This is a genomic window from Mucilaginibacter sp. SMC90, from assembly GCF_022811725.1.
In the GTDB taxonomy this organism is placed as follows: domain Bacteria; phylum Bacteroidota; class Bacteroidia; order Sphingobacteriales; family Sphingobacteriaceae; genus Mucilaginibacter.
Genome location: NZ_CP094527.1, coordinates 4,608,198 through 4,628,824 on the forward strand (window position 1 = coordinate 4,608,198; position 20,627 = coordinate 4,628,824).

Consider the following 20,627-nt stretch of genomic DNA (forward strand, 5'->3'; position numbering starts at 1 on the left):
ACCACCACAATGAAAGACGATAAGCTTGATAGTTTTATACAGTTGCTTTATGAAACCCATAAAGCCGAATGGGAAGCTACTCCAAAGATCAGACAGTGCGTTGGCTGGCTGTCTGATCTGTTTGAATTTCTGTTCCCGAACAACCATGCAAACAAACTATCGATATACGGCGGTCACCTTAAAAAGAACCAGATAGACCTGGAGAACATCCTGTTAAGCTATCTTGATCCCAAAGATATCGACATTGAAAATGCGGTGGCTGCATTTTATGATTCGTTGAACGAAATTTACGACCGCCTGCGTAAGGATGCATCCATGATTTATGAAAAGGATCCGGCGGCCACCAGCGTACACGAGGTTATTGTTTCATACCCCGGTTTTTATGCCATTGCCGTTTACCGCATAGCGCATCAGCTTACCCGGTTGTCTATACCTATTTTGCCCCGGATACTATCCGAACACGCACATGGCCAAACAGGTGTGGATATCCATCCCAAAGCCGAGATCGGTGTGCCTTTCTGCATTGATCATGGTACTGGTATCGTGATTGGTGCAACCAGCATCATTGGCAAATATGTCACCATATATCAGGGGGTTACCTTGGGCGCAGCCCAGGTGAGCAAAGAATTATCCGAAACCAAACGGCACCCAACGGTTGAGGACAACGTAGTAATTTATGCACGCAGCACCATTTTAGGCGGTCGCACGGTTATAGGTCACCATAGTGTAATTGGTGGCAGTGTGTTTTTAACAAAAAGTGTTCAGCCATTTTCGCACGTTTTTAATACTCATCAATTAAGAATTGAGGTAAAGGAAAACCTGCAGTAATTTTTTCAACATGGTTTCTAAACTAAGCTCATCAGAGATAATACATTTCCTGCTTATCCTGCTCATCATCCTGATACCTGCAAGATTATTGGGCGAACTATGCCGCAGGTACAAATTGCCTGCTATTATCGGTGAGATCTTCGCAGGCATCATTGTTGGGCCTACCGTAGTAGGTACATTGACCCCCGGTATTTTTAATGATGTATTTATCTCAACACCTCATGCGTTTCAGGCCTTTGACGGTATAGCCAACATAGGCATCATTTTACTGATGTTCATTGCTGGCTTTGAGGTAGATCTGAAGCAGATCAGGCAAAACGGCAAGCAAGCTATCAGTATCAGTCTTACCGGTATCCTGTTCCCATTCGCTATCGGTTTTGGTGCGGTGTGGTTCCTGTATCAAAGTCACTTCGCCAACGGATTTAACAACCAACTGGTTACCTCTTTATTTTTCGGCACAGCGCTTTCCATTACTGCCCTGTCGGTAATCACCAAGATATTACTCGACCTTGATATACTGAATACCCGCATAGGCAATATCGTATTAACATCGGCCATGGTTGATGATTTTCTGGGCTGGATCCTGTTCTCCGTTATTATCCAGCTGATGAACGTTGGGAAAGGCGACGCATCTTTTTGGGCCGTAAGTGTAGTTGTACTTTATGCTATTTTCATGTTAACAGGCGGGCGCTGGCTGATTCACAAACTACTGGCTTTAGCCGGAAAGGGCGAAAAACCAGGCAGGGTACTCACCATGGCTGTCTGTCTTTGCCTTATCAGCGCGTGCATTACCGAAGGTCTTGGCGTACGCGGCATATTCGGTGCTTTCCTCGTGGGTATTGGCATCAATGATTCTCCATATTTTAGTGAAAAGCACAAACACGTTTTACACCAGTTTACGATTAACGTTTTAGCCCCGCTGTTTTTTGCTTCAGTGGGTTTAAGGCTGAATTTTATTGCCAATTTCAATCTCGAAGTTGTAGTGATCATCCTGATTATTGCCTGCCTTGCCAAATTGATAGGAGCCGGAATTGGAAGCGCAATGAGCGGCATGAGCAAAAATGAATCAATAGCAGTAGCTTTCGGGATGAATGCGAGGGGATCTCAGGAAATAGTTTTAGGATTGCTCGCTTTACAGGCCAAGATCATCAGCGGGCCGGTATTTGAAGGATTAGTAGTAATGACAGTTGCAACCATGATCATATCCGGTCCTATTATGAAACACTATTTTTTGAAAGAACAAAAGCTGCAGACAGAAAGCAAACCTGTTGCAGTGAGCGACTTTTCTTAACGGCAAAACATATCCGGGGCGATTTGCAACAGCCCCGGATATGCTTATATATTTTTGTTTAAACCAATAGTATTGAATGCCTGAGCTCAATCGCCAGGTTTGAATTTTGGAGCCCCCATTCATATATATATGCGACTGACTATACTATTTTAACAGTCTTATTGAAACAGGCTGTTAGCTTGGCTTGCGCCGATATAATATCATTTCCTTCCGGCGGACCTATATCAAGGTCGTAAAGTTCCCAGCGGGGTACTGTTGCTGCTCCTGCTTGTTCTGCTTTTCTTCAAATTTGAATTTATTCCCTAACAAAACCCCTAACCTGCTTAGCAAGCCGCCCCTTTAAACAAAGCATATTCGGACCTTTAAACAAACCGCACGATTGTCATTACATTGATCTTTGTTATATAAAATTATTAATCAGATGACAACAAATTCAAATAGCAACAAAACAGTGCTTGTAACCGGAGGTTCGGGATTTATAGCAACACATTGTATACTACAGTTACTCAACAATGGTTACCAGGTAAAGGCCACTGTAAGGTCGCTTACCCGCGAACCCGAAGTTCGTGATATGTTAAAAGAAGGCGGAGTTGAGGCGGGAGATCGCTTATCATTTATAAATGCGGATTTAGGGTCGGACTCAAACTGGAACGAAGCTGTTAGCGGTTGTACTTATGTTATACACGTAGCATCACCAACCCCTATAAATGATTATAAACACGAAGATGAAATGATCATACCGGCCCGCGAAGGCGTACTACGTGTTCTGCGCGCCGCCCGTGACGCCGGTGTAAAACGTGTGGTACTTACATCCGCCGTTGGTGCGATAGTTTACGGACATAAGCCTCAAACTAAACCTTTTACAGAAAACGACTGGACTATTACCACCGGCGACGTGCCCGCTTATCAAAAATCAAAAACTTTGGCCGAACGCGCTGCATGGGAGTTCATTGAAAAAGAAGGCGGCGACTTAGAACTTTCGGTGATAAACCCTGTGGGTGTTTTGGGCCCTGTACTAAGCGCAGATTATTCGCATTCAATCCATTTTCTTCAAAATATAATGGAAGGAAAAATGCCCGGCTGCCCAAAAGTCAATTCATCCTATGTAGATGTGCGGGATGTGACCGATCTTCATTTACGAGCTATGACCGATCCGGCTGCTAAAGGGCAGCGCTTTATCGCCACCGCAGGCGAAAGTATCTGGATGGTTGAAGTAGCCAGGATACTGAAACGAAATATGGGAGTATTGGCAGAAAAAGTAAATGTCAAAGAACTGCCGAATACCCTGGTACGGATTGCCGCATTAACTAACCCTACTGCCAAAGCTGTTGTTCCGTTTTTAGGCAAAGTAATGAATACCACTAATGAAAAGGCCGTGAACATGTTGGGATGGTCGCCGCGCTCAACCGAAGAAGCCATAGTAGCTACAGCCGAAAGCCTGATCCGGTTAAAGATCATCAAGTAAATATTACCACAAACTGTTACAGCACCCGTGTTAATTAAGGCACAGCGGTGTAACAGAAACTAACAAATCAATCATTATATAAACTCATTAAACGCTATTATGGCTTTAACATCATATAGAACTATCGGAAAATCAGGGTTACGGGTGAGTCCGCTTTGTTTGGGCGGAATGACCCTGGGTGATGATTGGAAATGGGGTGCTACTGTCCGGGAGTCTGAAAATATCATAAAACGCTTTATAGAACTTGGCGGCAATTTCATCGACACTGCTAACATTTATACCAACGGGCATTCGGAAAAGATCATTGGCGATGTTGCAGGCAAACACTCGTCTGTACGTACAGGTATGGTTATCGGCACTAAGTTTGGAGGCAATACCTTTACGGGAAACCCCAATGGCGGAGGTAGCGGTGCCAAAGCGATACTGGACAGCGTAAACCAATCGTTACGGCGCTTGCAAACCGATTATATTGACCTTTTATGGATTCATCAATGGGACTGGAACACGCCAATGGAAGAAACCATGCGCACGTTAAACAATTTAGTTAACAGCGGAAAAGTAAGATATATTGGTATTAGCTATGCCCCCGCATGGAAAATTGCGCAGGCGCAAACCATGGCTATACTTAAAGACTGGGCTCCGTTTGTAGGATTACAGGTTGAATACTCGCTGTTAGAGAGAACCATTGAGGATGAGCTGGTTGCCATGGGATCAGAACTTGGATTAGGCATAGCGGCATGGTCGCCGTTAAAAGGTGGCATTTTATCCGGAAAATACAGCAAGGAAAATAAAGGCAAGGTTGCAGGTAGCAGAATGGACACTAATGGCAGGGCAGCTAATTTGGGAGACAAGGAACTGACTATATTACATCAGTTAGCACAAATTGCCGAAACACACAATACCAATGAGGCCAATATTGCGTTGGCCTGGGTAATGAGCCGTCCCGGCGTTGCATCAACCATTATCGGGGCACGTAATAATGATCAGTTAGAGGCCAACTGTTTAGCTGCCGGTATTACCCTGAGCGAAACAGAAATTACGGCTTTAAACGGGTTATCTACGCCACCACCAACTTTTGTTACTGCTTATAGGCCCTACTCGCAAATGTTTCATCACGGAGGCATTGAAATTAATGGTTTTAAACCGCCTATACTACCACTCACTGTTGATATGGTACAAGGAAAATATTAAAAAAGACCGTCATGAAAATTATCCTTACAGGCGCAACCGGCTTTTTAGGCCAGGAAGTGTTAAAGCAATTATTAGTTGATACACAGGTTAGCGAAGTTATTTTGCTGGTTCGCAAATCAACAGGTATCATCAATCCTAAATTACAGGAGTTTGTGCTGAAAGACTTTTTGGATTATGCTGAAATAGCACAACATACCAAAGCTGATGCTTGTATCTGGTGCCTGGGTGTTCCGCAAGGGGCGGTAACTAAAGAGGAATATATCAAAATCACTTATGAATATGCGCTGTACGCAGCTAAAACCATGCTGAAGTTAAACCCGCAATTGCGTTTCTGTTTCGTAAGCGGGGCTTCGGCCAGCCAGGAAGAAAAAGGCATTTCTTTACAGGGGCGGATCAAAGGGCGAACAGAAAAAGCTTTAGCTTTATTGGGCAGTAATATTTTTCTATTCAGGCCCGCATTCATCAAGCCCGCGGATAGTAAATACAAAAGGCCGCTCATACCAACTATTGCCAGGTATGTCACAAATATTTTAGATCTGTTTTCAGATGCCTTCAGCATTGACGTAGCCACACTGGCGGCCTGCCTCATCAGTGTGGCGAAAAATGGCTCGGATAACAAACTAATGAACAATATCGCAATCCGTCATTATCAGGATAACTTTCATTAATTTTATCAATATGGAAACATTAACCGCTACCAGTGTACCGGAAATATTTATATCCTGTAAAAAAGAAGCGCATTATAGCCGTGAGCTGGTATTGCCCCAACCAGCGCTTGTAAGAGTAATATCGGGAGAAGTAAGAGTTGCAGGTGCCGACAAACGCTATAATTTTTACGCCGGGGATACCATACTTTTCCCCCGTAACCAACTGGGCAGGATGAGTAAATTACCGCTTGACGGAAAGCCTTGCATAGCAATATCCATTGTTTTCAGGCCGGAGATATTACGCCAATATTATACTGCTAACCCAATCTCCCTGCAGGCCGATAAAAACCCGGGGTTGATAACGTTTGATGATCATCCTTTACTGGAAAGTCTTTTTAATTCGCTCACTCCATATTTTAAGCTGGCGGATGCTTTACCGGCTGATCTGGCAGCATTTAAAATAGAAGAAGCCATCAGGATAGTACGTGCCATTGATAAAAATGCTGATCATTTACTTGGGCAGCTTGATGAACCCGGAAAAATAGACCTGGTAGATTTTATGGAAAGGAATTATATGTTTAACCTTAGCGCTGCCAAATTTGGATACCTCACAGGCAGAAGCCTTACTACCTTTAAACGGGATTTTAAAAAAGCTTTTAATAACACCCCCGAAAAGTGGCTTACCAAAAAACGTTTGGAATTGGCCCATTACCTGATTTTTGAACAAAAAAGAAAACCATCTGAAGTTTATTTTGATATAGGGTTTGAGAACTTATCGCACTTTTCCTTTGCATTTAAAAAGCAGTTTGGATATAATCCAACAGCTAACCCTGCATCTTAATATACCTTCAAAACTATAAGAAGCCCCGTTAGCAACTTAGTTTATATAAAACGATTGAAAATTAAAAATGGCCTTTAATTGTTTAAAAAAACTAAAAAACACAACAAATAAACTCCCGCCCTTCCTGGCAGAACTTAAACAACCACCTGCAAATCAAGTAATTTTGCAGGTGGTTGTTTAAAATGCGATGCTTTGTCCTTATGACAATTATGCTGCTTTGATTCTTTAACCCTCAGTTTCAGCATTAGGATAAGCCGTTCGTTTCTATAATAACAGGCCTAAAGGCTAATTCACTTTTTCTGTGAGCAGAGTTACCGGCCCTAACAAGCCACTTACTCTCAATGCATTATCTTTGGATGGGCCCTCTATCGTCCATGTTTTCCGCTTGTCTTCAGGTTGTCCGGCATCATAAACAAGGCGATTGAACCACGTGCTGGTTACTTCCACCTTAAGCGTGTTCTTCCCCGGCACCAAAACCTTAGTGATATCCAGTTGGTACGGTGCGGCCCATACTGTTCCTGCGTCTTTTCCGTTTACAATAACTTTTGCGATCATGGCAACATTCCCCAGGTTAAGAATGTAATTATTTGAGGTATCTGCTTTACCTGCTTCAAACGTTGTTGTATAAGCAACGGTGCCCGAAAATGATTTTCCTTCTGCAGGCATATCAATATCCTTCCATGGCTTCAATTCGCTCAGCTGCACTGATTGAGGTGCTCCCCAGCCATCAGGAAACTCCAGTGTCCAGTTATTGCCGATAGCCTGGGTTGAAGCTAATGTAGTAGCTGGTACTTTTTCGATGTTGTTATCATGCCGAAACACTACAAAGCATGAACCAGCTTGCGGCAAATCTAAGTTGACGGATGTCCGGTGGCCATTTTTCTGAGCAGCTATCGCCTTGATCGAACCATTAACCGGATCCCATATTTCAGCGTTTCCGGTAGTTCTGAAGCTTACTGTACCTTTGAATGCTTTGCCTTTTGGGGCCGCAACAAAATACCAGTCGGCACCTTCAATTTTACGATGTACCCACATCGTAGTGTCTCCGCTTACATCCGGTGCCATTTTAAGCTCATTTAATGCTGATGATAAGGATGTGCCCGAGATCACAATCCCTTTACCAACATGGCGCAGGCCTTTTACTGTACCATCGCCCCAGATATTTTTCACCATTGTGTTAAATTGAAGCTGCGCATCTTTACCGCCAACCAATGTTCCCGGTTGCTTGGGTGCATTGCCTATTACAATAGCTCCGGCACGGATCAGCGAATTTAACTTTTTCAACGTCTGCGGGAGCATGTGGGTGGTTTGCGGTAGCCAGAGTACCTTATGAGTGATCCCCTCGGGCGTTGTGATCATACCGTTGGTAACACTAAGACGATTTAACAGAATATCCGGATTGCAGTAATCATATTTAAAACCCGCTGGAAAAGGTGCATTTTGATCGGGCTTATGATCTATTTCATCGCCCAAATACCATAATACATCCGATATAGGCTTACCACGTTCAAGCAAATAGCTGCACCTTGCAAAATAAGCATTCAGGTAGGGCATGTGTTTCCACCAGGTTTCACCGCGGAGAAATGGTGTACCGATATGTGCCCCGAACGATGTGCCCGGTGGCAGGAAATCAGTTCGCGGATTATGTGTGTATGTATGATACACGAGGTGTGTCACCCCTTCGGCCATGTTTACATTGGCAATTTCTTTAAGCATTTGCCATTGCTCATCGTAAGTTAAATCAAACGATGTAAATGCCTCGGCAGCAACACGCAACTTACCATAAAGCCGGGCTGCGGATGCACAGGGTTTTATAGGCTTAAAGTTTAATGAGCCAACAAAACCCGGGGTCATGGGCTGCCAGAATTCGCACATCGGCACATCGGCAAATTTGTAGTACTCTAACAAATCACCCGGAAATACATCGCCGGCTGATGTTTCGTAGGAGATAGAGAGATTGTTTTGCTTTGCCAATGTAGCCATGCGGCCATAAAAATTATTGGTGAACAAATCATTGATTACGCCTTTCCAATCGCGCAAAAAGCTAAAAGTGGTTTCTTGATCTGTTAAAACATAGCCCATTAAAGCAGGCAGCCATTTACGAAGCGGATACTTGGTTCTTTGCTCAAACTCCGCCTCCATGTTACTGGTCCAGGTTTGCGAACCACATTCCCAGCTATCCATTAACATGCCGGTTAGTAAACCATTTTTCAAAGGGCCATCACCGCCAGAAAGATGCCCGATATAACCGGCGAACTGTGCATCAGCACCATTGGCCGATAGTTTATCGCATTCCCAGCCTGTACCTTCGGGTGGGGCCGGGCCATTCTTCTTTCCCGAGTTAACGTGTCCTATGCGCATGATTGTCCAGTTACCCGGCGGGGCGGTCCAATTTAATTCGCCTTTAGTGTTTACAAAATTGCTGATGTCGCGTACCTGTGCCGGATCAATGTAGGCTTTCTTATTTTGACTGTATTTCCCATCCGTTGAGCCAACTGATCGTAAAACCCAGGCTGCCTTCGTTTCCCAGTTATCTTCTTTGGCAGCCGATAAAAATTTAACGAAAGCCATCCTCATTGTGTATTTATTAATGATGGTGACATTAAACTTCGTCGCTTTTACATCTTTTGAACAAGCCAAAGAAAGAGGCATATCATCCTGAAAATTGCTCTGAGGCAGTTTCTTATTAAGTATTTCTATTGCTTTCCCATCCGGCAATATAGCTTGCATTTTTATACCGATATTGGGCTCGTATGCCCAGGTAGTATTTAAGCTGTTAACGCTTGGCAATTGTATTGTGCGGATAATTACATCCTTAGCAAAAGTTATTTCAAATGAGTTTGGTTTATCGGTTGTCGCCGGTTCAAGATTAACTGCTTTTTGAGATCTGTTTAACAACATATCTTCCAGGGCGCTATTTCCATTACTTTTTACAGCAATCAATTTTAATGAATCTCCTTCATCGCCCAATGGCCTGGGAAAAGCCAGCACGGCAACATCCTTATAATCACGCCAGGGCTCTGCAGATGGTTGCGGCATTGCAAGCTGCACCTTGATCCTACCACCCTTAACATCTTTACGCGACCAAACCAATTCACGCATGGCATTTTCCGGCTTGATCCATGGGCCACCAGACATTGCCCAGCCCGGGCAATTCTCCATCATAAATTTTAACCCTAAACGCCTGGCTTCTGTAGCAGTATGTTTTACAGCATCTTCCCAAAGCGGGCTAAGGCAGGTGATCTGCGGATCGACACCCGGCCATTTTCCGCCAAACTGGCCATGAAAAAGCGTCACACCGGAAGTGCCTGCGCCTGCAATTGCTTCCAGATCGGCAGTAATTCCATTTTTTGCAACATTGCCCCCGATAAAATGGAACCAGGTTTCAGGATAATAAACTTTTGCCGGTGTCATAAAAGCTGTTTTGTCCTGAGCGCCAAAAGCCTCGTTAAGCTGCTTACCCGATGGCGCAAAAGGTGTTACTTGTGCTGTCAGCGGTAAAACGTTAACCAAAAGTGCTAAGGATACAGCCAGGAAAAATTTGCAGGATTGTTTTTTGTGGTACATACTTGTCATTCTTTTTATCAATGAATGAATCGGTTATAAATGTTGTTACTAAAATATAAGTAAAGAAGGTATATTTCTTTTTTATTATGAAACAGTTACATCACTGCCAATTTCAGGATTCGGTAACCTTGCGGTCAACTGATCTTTAACAATTCAAAAAAACAACTATATTTTTGATACCTACATAAGCGCTTCTATATAACAATATTGCGCTTAACATTCATTAAGTTTACCTCAACCCTATCATACAACACCAAAGAAAAAATCATCAATCTCACATATGAAAATAAAAACGCTGCTCACGGCAATTGCACTGATAATAATACCTTGTTTAATACAGGCGCAGGAAACGGTTCCGCTCTATCCCGAAGGCCATGTTCCGTTTGCAAAAGCTAATGCTGAGTTACCGAAACTAACGGTATACTTACCTGAAAAGCCTTTACCCGGAGGCAAGGCAGTGATAGTTTGTTCCGGCGGTTCATATGTAGGCAGGGCCAACAATGTAGAAGGTATCCCTGCCTGTAAAAAGCTGACAGAGGCCGGTATTACCGCCTTCCTGCTGGACTATCGTGTACCACGTACAGATATGATGGAATCAAAAGAATGGGTGCCCTTAACGGATGCCCAACGGGCGATTCAATATGTACGCGAGAACGCCGGCAAATACAAAATAGATCCGAAACAGTTGGGTATAATGGGATTTTCGGCCGGCGGGCACCTGGTTTCAACAGTAGGTACACATTTTAATGTAACTAAACTGGAAAACCCGCATAAAACTAATCTTCGCCCGGATTTTCTTGTCCTGATCTACCCAGTGATCAGCTTTGCCGATTCGCTAACTCATCAAACTTCGCGCGAGCGCCTGATAGGCCCGGATATTACGCCTGAAAAAATCGCCTATTTTTCTAATGAGTTACAGGTTACGGATGATACGCCGCCTACTTACATTACACATGGAATTGATGATGCAGGTGTAAAAGTGGCCAACAGCCTGTATTTTGCCGCAGCCCTTAAACAACACCATATACCCGTTCAGCTTTTTCTTTATGCCAAAGGAGCTCATGGGTATGGAGTATTTGACAAGGAAGCTCAAACGCAGTGGATAGACGACTGTATTAACTGGATCATTAAAGACCGGTGGAAACAACGCTAATTTTCAGCCAGGCATAATTTAAGCGCATAAACTGCCTGCCAATAGTAACTTATCTGCGGCAACGTTTTCAAAAACATGGTTGCCATAATGGTTGGCAAGCCACTGTTTTGCGGTAAACCTCGCGTTCAATTATCTCAAAAGCTATTGCCAAAAGCAGGCTTAAGAGATTTTAAATTACGATTATCAGCTTATCTGCTTTTATCCATTACCTAACTATACCTGCAGAAGTTAAATTTGCCACATGAAACCAATTGTAAACCTGCTTTTTATATTGATATTGGGTATTGCGCCTGCATTAGCTCAACAACCTAAAATGAAATTTGGCGATACCACAGCTCTTGGCCGGCCATTTTCTAAAGACCCAATGGTTATTAAGTTTAAAGGCCGTTACCTGATGTATTACTCCGTTCACAGGCCTGTTAAAAATGATGGCGATGGAATGCAGGGATGGCAAATAGGCATTGCTGCAAGCGACGATCTTTTTAACTGGAAACGCATTGGCGAAATAGCTCCGGAAGCCGTTTATGAAAAACAAGGCTTGTGTGCCCCGGGAGCAATCATCAGGAACGATACTGTACATCTTTTTTACCAAACCTATGGTAATGGCCCTAAAGACGCTATCTGCCATGCTATCTCTACCGATGGAGTGAATTTTACCCGCGACGCGTCAAACCCGATATTTCATCCAACCGGCCGGTGGACCAACGGCCGCGCCATAGATGCCGAAGTACATCTGTTTGATAACCGATACTTTCTGTACTTTGCTACCCGCGATTCAAGCGGACGGATACAGCAGCAAGGTGTGGCTACAACCAGTACTAACAGCAGTTTTGATCGAGACAGCTGGACGCAAGCAACCGATAAATCAATCCTTTACCCGCAATTGCCCTGGGAAGGTATGTGTGTTGAAGGCGCAAGCATCATTACCCGAAACAAGAAATTGTACATGTTTTATGCCGGCAGCTACAACAATGCACCGCAGCAAATAGGCGTTGCCGTAAGCACCGACGGTATTAGCTGGAAACGATTATCTGACCAGCCTTTCCTTAAAAACGGCAAGCCTGGCGAATGGAACAGCAGCGAATCAGGTCATCCCTGCATTTTTGAGGATTCAGATGGCAAAACCTGGCTATTTTACCAGGGAAATAATGACAATGGACGAACCTGGTACCTGTCAAACCTCCCCATAGGCTGGAATAACAAAGGCCCGTATTTGATTAAGTAGCTAATTTATGCCATGTGCAAAGGGCAGCTAAAAAAGGATAGCATTGAAAAAGTAACGCAATATTGATGGGTGCTAAAAGCGACCAGGCAAAAATGAATTTTACATGGTCGCCCTTTTTATAAACTTCATTTTTAGGAGTAGAGTAATTTGTTGATTGAGGATACAGGCGCAATTCAGGTCAGCCCAAAATTCATCTCCCCAATACGCGCCACCTCATTCTACATATCATCCCAAACTTAAATATTTAAAAATAAGCTGTCTTTAATTATCCAGGCCGCCATTTTTATTAATTACATCAAAGCGGCTAAAGCTGGCATTCTCCGTGGTATCGCCTTTAAAAAACAGTCCTCCACGTGGCGGGGCATCCCATTGCGGTAAAAAATCAAGTAAAATAGCTTCCTTGCCATTTATCGCTTTCCACTCACCTTTAGCCTGTTTATAAAATGCTTTACCTGTTTTATCTTTTACATTAAGTTTAAGCTGAACAACGGCCTTTGGATCTACCTTCACGGAGTCGATCATCCTGAATACACCATTTTTAATTGTATAAAGGCACACCTTATTGGCCGAAACGCCTAAAACCAATGTGTTTTTAGCACTGCCATATAAACACAAACCTTTAACAGCATTATTATTGTTGACTACTGTTGTTGACATTTCAAAATCAGCTGAAAGCGTCCTCACTCCGTATGCAATACCAGTACTTGTATTGTTTATCAATTTCCCCGACAAATACAGCATCCCCTTACCCTGCTTCACATTTGGCAAAGCACTATGAAAATCATACTGCCAGTTGATATCAGGAGTTTTGGATATAAAAGAGTCATGTATATTATTCAGCTTACGGGGTACATTAACTGCCTGCATAAGGGGCCACTGATCGCCGCCTAGCCACTTAAGTTCGGCCAACATCCCCTGCCTGCCTGTAAATACATTACTTTCATCATTATATGCATGACATACAAAAAAGCACTTACCATCAGAAGTTTCAACAAATGTACCATGCCCGCTGCATTTCCAGCCAGGTGCTGTCTTTAATACTTCTTCATTATCATATTTTTCGTAAGGGCCGGCAAAATTGGTGGCACGTGCTATTTTTATATGATAAGAACAGCCAATCCCGCAACAACCTCCCGCCGAGTAAAAAAGATAAAAATACTTACCATGCTTCAAGAAGCTTTGCCCTTCCATACCGGCCTTTTTATCGTCCTTTAATAAGGATATCGATTCGCCGGAAATCTTTAAGCCATCACCGGACAATTTCTGAGCAACTAATTCAATAGGGCGATTATCAAGGCCATATGCTTTGAAAGTGATATACAACTGTCCATTATCGTTATAAATAAAAGGATCGATAGCCTCCCTTCCGTATGCAAGGATTACGCCATGGTCTTTAAATCCATGATCCGGATATTTTGAAGTGGCTACGCCGATGCAGGAAATATTATCCGATTTGCGACGGGCAACATAGTACAAATAGTAAGTATTCCCGATTTTATAATACTCGGGTGCCCAAAAAGAGCCAGATGCCCATTCGGGGGTTTTGTCAAACACATAGCCAACCTGTTTCCAGTTGAGAAGATCTGTTGAGTGATAAACTGGAAAATGAGGTGCCCATTCTGACGAGGTTCCTGCGGCATAATACCCTTGTGGAGTGCGAATAACTGTAGGGTCGGGAAAATCGCCTGGGATAATTGCACTGGTTGTTTGAGCAACCAGGGTAATCGAAAACAGGTTAAATAGCAGGCAAAATACCGCTGTGATCTTGTTGTTCTTTTTCATTAAAGCTTTATTCGGAGTTTCAAATGTTAAAATTTAAAAAGCGCATTAAAAGGTTGTTAATTAAAACATTATAGCAGGGACTTAAAGACTATCTGGTAACAATAGTTATCTTACCACCGGTTTTAAACAGGTCATGCGAAACAAAATAGCCGCTGTTTACCTTGCCGTTCACTTGTATAGCTGTAACAGCCCTCCCCTTTCCGGGTTTGCTGATAGTTAAGGTTTTACCATTGCTCGTTGTCCATTTCACTTCATCAAACAATGGAGCAGTGACAATGTATTTAGGATCGGTTGCTGAAAACGGGTACAGTCCCAACGCGCTGAATACATACCACGACGACATTTCGCCGGCATCGTCCATACCACTAAGTTCCAAACCTTCATCGCCAATACCGTAAAGGTTATTCAGGATATAGTCAATTATCTTTTGTGATTTTGCCGGTTTATTGATAAAAATATAGGCAAATGGAGCTTCATGATCGGGCTGGTTACCCTGGCAGTACTGTCCTATCATGGTTTCCACGTTGCGGGCTATATAATTAGGGTTCCATGGCAGCGTAAACAACGAATCGAGTTTTGATTCAAAGCCCTTTGGCCCACCGTAAAGCTTGATCAGGCCCGGCATATCATGCGGCGCAAAAAAGGATACCTGCCATGCATTGGCCTCGCGGTACATGTATTCATAATACGGGTGCTGTGGGTCAAAATTTTTGATCCATTCGCCGTTTTCCAGCCTGCCGCGCATAAACCGGGTTGACGGATCAAACATATTCTTATAGTTTTTTGATCGCGCCATCAGAATCCGGTAATTAGCGGTATCACCCAATTTTTTTGCTATCTGTGCTACCGAATAATCATCGTATGAATATTCAAGTGTTTTTGAAACGCCCGCCTTTGCTTTGGTTTCTACCTCAGGTTTAGCAACATCCGGATCAGAGATATATCCTTTTTTTATGTATTCGGTGATAAACGGACGCGGCCCGCCTTCAACATTGGCATTCCTTAACAACAGTTTGTAAGTGCCCTCAACATCAAAATTGTCAATCCCCCTCAGATAAGCTCCGGCAATAGATGAAGCCCCGTGATCACCATGAAAAAAAGTAGGTATAAAGCCTGTTTTATCACCTACATCCTTCAATGATTTAATAACATCAAGCGTTACATCAGGCGTAATCAGGCCCAATAACACGTCTTTGTTGCGGTAAGTATCCCATAATGAAGGCTCTGTATAATACCTGTTACCGGTTTTCACCACGTTTCTTTTGGCATCGGTAAACTCGCCGTTTACATCACTGCGCAGGGCAGGCCACAGGAACGAGCGGTACAGGCATGAATAAAACATGCGTTTTTGTTTTTCGGTGCCGCCTTTTACCTGTATTGCAGATAACAGTTTTTCCCAGGTTTGTGATGCCTCGGTGCGGATAGCATTAAAGCTTTTATTGCCGATCTCTTTCTCCAGGTTTTCTTTAGCATTTTTTTCGCTTACAAATGATAAGCCTATCTTCAATTCAACGGGGCCTGTACCGTCATCAGCCAGATACAGCATAGCGTACCCGCTGCGCTGGCCTTCCTCTGTTTTTTCCAGTTTATTGATTTTGGTGTTTATCGTGGCGTAGAAATAAACATTTTCGCCGCCTTGGAATCCTTGTACAGCATTAGGCCCGGCCTGCTCTATACGCCAGGTTGATACCCTGCTGTTGGCCTTACCCAAATCAAAAAGGATTTGCCGGTTGCTGTTGTTTTTAAACTGATATTGATGATAGCCGCACCTTAAGGTTGATGTAAGGTTCACGTTAACATTATAATCATCAAGATATACCTGGTAAAACCCCGGTGCCGAACTTTCTTTTTTATGCGAAAACCTGGAGCCGAATTTGCCGCCCTGCGGGTTTGATACCGGCAGAATAGGAATATTACAAAGGTTCCAGTGACCTTTATTAGTATGCGTGAAACCATAAATAACAGAGTCTTCGTATTGATATCCTGCGCCCGATCCATAAGCCGTAATAGGGCTTAACTGCACCATGGCGTTGGGCAATGAACTACCCGGAAAGGTAAGCCCAGCCCATGAACGCCACCCATCGGGCAATTTATATCCAAGAATTTTGGGGTCGTTGAGCGGCGCGGTACCTATAAAGGTATTTACATATTTGGTGTATACCGGCTTGGTTTGCGCGTTTGCCGCGTTCACCGTAAAAAAAGTCAATAATGTTAAACTGATCAGGGTTTTAATTGGATTGTTCATTGATAGGTTTTAATTAGCGTCACAAATTAATGCTAAATTGATTTAGGGACATAGCAAATTATGCATTTTTGTTGACGTTCCGTTCATTTTTTTAATATTAGGATACCGCTTTATTCAGGCTTTCTTTAACGATTGCATAAACTGCAGGGGCGATTTGCCATACTCCTTTTTAAATGCCCTCGAAAAATTGGAGCTGCTTTGAAGGCCTATCCTATCGGCCACCTCATTCATGGACACATCCTCATGGGTCATGATCTGGATAGCGCGCTTAAGCCTTATGGTTCGGATAAACTCACCGACAGACTGGTCTGAGATCCCTTTTATTTTTTGATACAGCTTGGTACGGCTGATGAATAAATGCCTGCACAAAAAATCAACGTCAAGGTTCAAGTCTTGTATATTATCTTCAATAACGTTGATCAGCTTTTGAAAAAATTCCTTATCCTTTTCAGAGTGTACAAGCTCTGTAGCTTCCGACAGGTAGTTTTTGGTGTATCGTAGTTTCAGCTTTTCGGCCTGTTCAAATATATTGCTAACAGTAAGCAGCAACAGATCGATGCTTAAAGGCTTGGCAAAATAAAAATCAGCTCCTGATTCCATCCCTTCAATTTTTGTATCCAAAGCATCCTTTGCCGATAATATAACGAAAGGAATATGGCTGGTTTCAAATTGTTCCTTAAGCCGTTTACAAAGTTCAATTCCGTTCATGCTCGGCATCATAACATCGCTGATGATCAAGTCGGGCACTTTTTCAGTGGCAATCTCAAACCCTTCTTTTCCATCTTCGGCCTCATGAACTATATAATATTTTCCAAGCGCTTGCTTTAAAAATGCGCGTAATTCTTCGTTGTCTTCAACCAATAGCAGATGCTTGCTACCTTTGGCCTGGAGTTGATTTTCTGCGGGTTCATTATCTGGCAGTTGTATCAGCATGGCATTATCAATAACCTCCAACTGGGCTTCTACAACGCTGCCGGCCGCTTTTTCCGTCGCAACGTAATTTTCATCACCCCATGGTATACCTATAATAATTTCTGTCCCCTTGTATCGCTCGCTGTAAACATAAATATCGCCTTTGTGCAATTGGGTAAGACTTTTAACCAACGCCAAACCAACCCCCGAACCCAGGTGATTTTTACTGATCCGGTAGTACCTGTCGAAGATGCGGGTGATAGAGTCGCCGGAGATACCTATACCAGTATCGGCTACTCTGAAATAGACATATTTTTTTGCGCGGTGATCCTTATTCAAAAGTTCAAACCCGGTATTAAAAGACGGCTTAAACTGACTGATATCAAAAAAGACTTCAAAAACTACGCTCCCACCCGCGTTGGTATATTTAAATGAGTTGTTAAGCAAATTAAAAAGTATTTTTTCAAGAACCTGAACATCAAACGGGGCACCATCCGCCGCTGTAATTTCTGCTTCTGTATAATCGTTAAGCGCAAAACTGATACTTTTACTTATGGCAAGATTTTGAAACTCCCATGTTAAGTTTTTACAAAACTGACTGATCATCAATGGCTGAACCTGCAACTTAACAATACTATCGGCTACTTTTTTAAAGTTCATCAGCTCACTTATCAGGTTCATAAGCCTCTTGGCATTCCGGTACATTAACTGATACGAGTAATCAAGCGCCGGATTTTTGTTTTGCCCGATCAGGCTTTCGAGCGGGCCAAGTATTAATGTTAAAGGGGTACGGAACTCGTGCGATACGTTGGTAAAAAACATTAGCTGCTGTTGATAAAGTTCTTCACGTTGCTGGTGCATTTCTTCGCGTTTATTTTCGTTTACAGCGCGTACTTCCATTTCGCGTTTAAGGCGGTACCACCTTGCCTGGTAAATATAAATACCCACCAAACCCGACAGAAACAGGAGGATATAAATCAATTTGGCAAAAAACGATCTCCACCATGGCGGTGTTATAACAATGGTCATCCCGGCATTTTTTTCACTCCAGATACCATCGTTATTTGTGGCTTCCACCACAAACTTATAGCTGGCATAATCAAGATTACTATAAGCAGCCGTAGGGTTTTTGCCATCAGTATATTTCCAATCTTTATCAAAACCGTTAAGTTTATACCTGTATCTGCATTTTAAAGGATTGGCAAAATGCATGGATGAAAATGCGATGACGAAATTATTTTGCAGATAACTGAGCGCTAACTGATTGCAGTAACCAATAGCCTGCGGAATTGCATTTTTTCCGGAATCCTGGTCGTTATAAACCGGTCGTTGGTTATTGATCAGGATATCAGTAAATACAGGCCGCGCTGCTATACCATTAGCTTTAATCTGTGAGGGGTCAAAATAATTAAGTCCTTTTATTCCGCCGAAATATAAGCGGCCATCGGCTCCTTTACAGGATGCGCCTACTTTAAAACTGTTGCCCTGCAGTCCATCATTTTTATCATAGCGGATCAGCCTGCCGGTTGCAGGGTTAAAACACTCCAGGCCGTTACCTCCCATCCATATGTTTCCGGCATCATCTACCTCCAGGCTTTCTACATCATTAAAAATCCCATAGTTGCCTGCATAGGTTGTTATAGTATATGAATCCGCTTTTTCCCGTAATACCAATTTATTTAAACCACCGCCGATAGTGCCTATCCAGTAGGTGCTGTCATTTTGCTTACCTATGGGATAAGTATAATCTGAACTTAATGAGTTTGGTTTTGAAAATGATGCGTTATAGGAAAAACTATTAATGACATTTCCTTCCCGGTCAATAATCATCCGTTTCAAACCATGTATGGTTGAAACAAGCAATTGCGGCCGGTTTTTATCGGCAAAAATAAAATAACCCTCACCATAATACTTTACCTGGTAGTGGTTTTGTGCGTCTTTCCAAATCACCCCCAAATGATCCTGGTGGTTGCCGAACCAAATATTGCCATAATAGTCCTTTGCAAAACAATCAATAACGTGATTGGGAAACTTCTCAGAGCCTGCGGGCTTCCATATTGTTCCGTCAGGTTTTAAAATATCGATCCCGATCGAGCTGCCTATCCACAGGTTACGCTCATTATCAAGCATTAAAGCGGTCACAGCGTCACTCTTCAGCTTTATCGCAGAATTGTATGTATTATAATAGCTGAATTTTTGCGTCTTTAAATTGTACCGGTTAAGCCCGTTGGCGGTTGTGCCTATCCAAATATCATCGCCATTAGCCAGTACCGACCGGATATGGTTACCAGCCAATGAATTTGCTTCCTCGGGATTATGTTGAATGGTGTAAAACAGCTTTTCATTTAAATCGCAATAATTAACGCCGCCCCCAAAAGTGCAGATCCATAGGCAATCTGTACGGTCAATAAAGATCTTGCCCAGCGAGTTTGAGTTTAAACCATGAGGGGAGCTTTTGTCATTTACAGTTTGAATAAAATTGAGGTTGCCATCAAGCCGCAATACTGCGCTTGGCACATTTATCCAATAATCTCCGTGGCTACTACGTACAACTCCCCTAATATCTGAATAACCGGTACAAACAAACTGCCTGCCTGTTGCAAATTTGCCGCCCTTCTTATCAACCAGAAATAACTTGTTCTTTGCCGAAACAATCAGGTTATTCCTATTATCAACAAACACATGCGAAAGCTCTTCTGTGCCGAGACCATTGATATCCAATTTTTGCGGTACGTGATCTTTATCAAGCTGCCAGATCCCCATATTGCCAGATAAATAGAGTATCCCGTTTTTATCCATTACAATATCAGTAACGTGGATACCAGCAGGCACATTTAGTTTTTGAGCTTCAATGATATTTCCCTTAACCCTGAATAACTTTAATTGGCTGCCTGTATAAACATAAAGGAAATCGCCGGCTGGCTTAATTACCTTTTGAAAGCTGGTATTCTGTGGCGCGGTTTCGGAAAAATCAATATACTTTTCCTGCCGGGTGTTAAAGCATTGCAAACCTCCTTCGGTACAAAGCCAAATATTGCCCTGGTCATCGGGATAAAGGGAAATCAGCCTGTTTTTAAAAGCATTATTGAGTGGTACATTACTGTTGTAAAACTTTTTAACCGAGTAACCATCATACCTGTCGAGGCCAAAAAAAGTAGCTACCCATATATAGCCCTGCTTGTCTTGCGCAATGTAATTGGCATCGGTGTGCGACAGGGCTTCATCTACAGTAAGATAATTGAATTTATAAGGATAGGGCTGGGCGCGGGCAACGGTAATAAAACAAGGTAAGAGTATAAAAACAAATAACACCTTTATGAAAATGTGCCTGGTTAACCAATAGAGGTTTTTGATAGTCATTGATGCTTATGTTCGGTTTTAGCTTATAAAAATACTAAAGGCACATTTACCTGTTTTAATTTAATTGCTGTTACTGCAAAAGGGCAGTGTCGGTTTTAATAACTGGTGTATAATACCGGG

General features: G+C 42.8%; 12 protein-coding genes. 8 read left to right on the forward strand and 4 right to left on the reverse strand.

Annotation, left to right across the window (positions count from 1 at the left end):
* Positions 1–9 precede the first annotated feature (9 nt).
* From MTO98_RS19475 to MTO98_RS19500, 6 genes are all read left to right on the forward strand, one after another.
* On the forward strand, positions 10–828 hold the full coding sequence (locus MTO98_RS19475; RefSeq protein WP_243480613.1) for a serine O-acetyltransferase: 819 nt from the start codon (positions 10–12) through the stop codon (positions 826–828).
* Positions 829–838: 10 nt separating this feature from the next.
* Positions 839–2,119 carry a cation:proton antiporter gene (locus tag MTO98_RS19480; RefSeq protein WP_243480614.1) on the forward strand — a complete coding sequence of 427 codons (1,281 nt, stop codon included), beginning with the start codon at positions 839–841 and terminating at the stop codon, positions 2,117–2,119.
* A gap of 421 nt (positions 2,120–2,540) precedes the next feature.
* Entirely contained in the window at positions 2,541–3,584 is a 1,044-nt protein-coding gene (locus tag MTO98_RS19485) for an aldehyde reductase (protein WP_243480615.1), read from the forward strand.
* A 99-nt stretch (positions 3,585–3,683) separates the two neighbouring features.
* Positions 3,684–4,775, forward strand: coding sequence for an aldo/keto reductase (locus MTO98_RS19490; protein WP_243480616.1), 1,092 nt, complete (start codon positions 3,684–3,686; stop codon positions 4,773–4,775).
* Positions 4,776–4,786: 11 nt separating this feature from the next.
* Entirely contained in the window at positions 4,787–5,443 is a 657-nt protein-coding gene (locus tag MTO98_RS19495; protein ID WP_243480617.1) for an SDR family oxidoreductase, read from the forward strand.
* A 10-nt stretch (positions 5,444–5,453) separates the two neighbouring features.
* Positions 5,454–6,263: an AraC family transcriptional regulator gene (locus MTO98_RS19500; RefSeq protein ID WP_243480622.1), complete on the forward strand. Its 810-nt coding sequence runs from the start codon at positions 5,454–5,456 to the stop codon at positions 6,261–6,263.
* A gap of 285 nt (positions 6,264–6,548) precedes the next feature.
* On the opposite strand, the gene MTO98_RS19505 is transcribed toward MTO98_RS19500, so the two are convergent.
* A complete protein-coding gene (locus MTO98_RS19505; protein WP_243480623.1) occupies positions 6,549–9,830 on the reverse strand; it encodes a glycosyl hydrolase in 3,282 nt (1,093 codons plus the stop codon).
* 280 nt (positions 9,831–10,110) lie between these two features.
* Between MTO98_RS19505 and MTO98_RS19510 the strand changes: the two genes are divergently transcribed.
* Together MTO98_RS19510 and MTO98_RS19515 are read left to right on the forward strand one after the other, a co-directional pair.
* On the forward strand, positions 10,111–10,983 hold the full coding sequence (locus MTO98_RS19510) for an alpha/beta hydrolase (RefSeq protein ID WP_243480625.1): 873 nt from the start codon (positions 10,111–10,113) through the stop codon (positions 10,981–10,983).
* 241 nt (positions 10,984–11,224) lie between these two features.
* The gene (locus MTO98_RS19515) at positions 11,225–12,208 is read left to right on the forward strand and encodes a family 43 glycosylhydrolase (protein WP_243480626.1); all 984 of its coding nucleotides are present in this window, start codon (positions 11,225–11,227) and stop codon (positions 12,206–12,208) included.
* Positions 12,209–12,469: 261 nt separating this feature from the next.
* Here the strand turns inward: MTO98_RS19515 and MTO98_RS19520 are convergent, their stop codons facing one another.
* The 3 genes from MTO98_RS19520 to MTO98_RS19530 all read right to left on the reverse strand — a co-directional run bounded on the left by MTO98_RS19520 (position 12,470) and on the right by MTO98_RS19530 (position 20,507).
* The gene (locus MTO98_RS19520) at positions 12,470–13,990 is read right to left on the reverse strand and encodes a glycoside hydrolase family 43 protein (RefSeq protein WP_243480628.1); all 1,521 of its coding nucleotides are present in this window, start codon (positions 13,988–13,990) and stop codon (positions 12,470–12,472) included.
* 88 nt (positions 13,991–14,078) lie between these two features.
* Complete coding sequence (locus tag MTO98_RS19525; protein WP_243480629.1) at positions 14,079–16,235, reverse strand: GH92 family glycosyl hydrolase; 2,157 nt, start codon at positions 16,233–16,235, stop codon at positions 14,079–14,081.
* A 114-nt stretch (positions 16,236–16,349) separates the two neighbouring features.
* Positions 16,350–20,507 (reverse strand): response regulator, encoded by a 4,158-nt coding sequence (locus tag MTO98_RS19530; RefSeq protein WP_243480631.1) that lies wholly within the window; start codon positions 20,505–20,507, stop codon positions 16,350–16,352.
* Between the last annotated feature and the right edge of the window lie 120 nt (positions 20,508–20,627).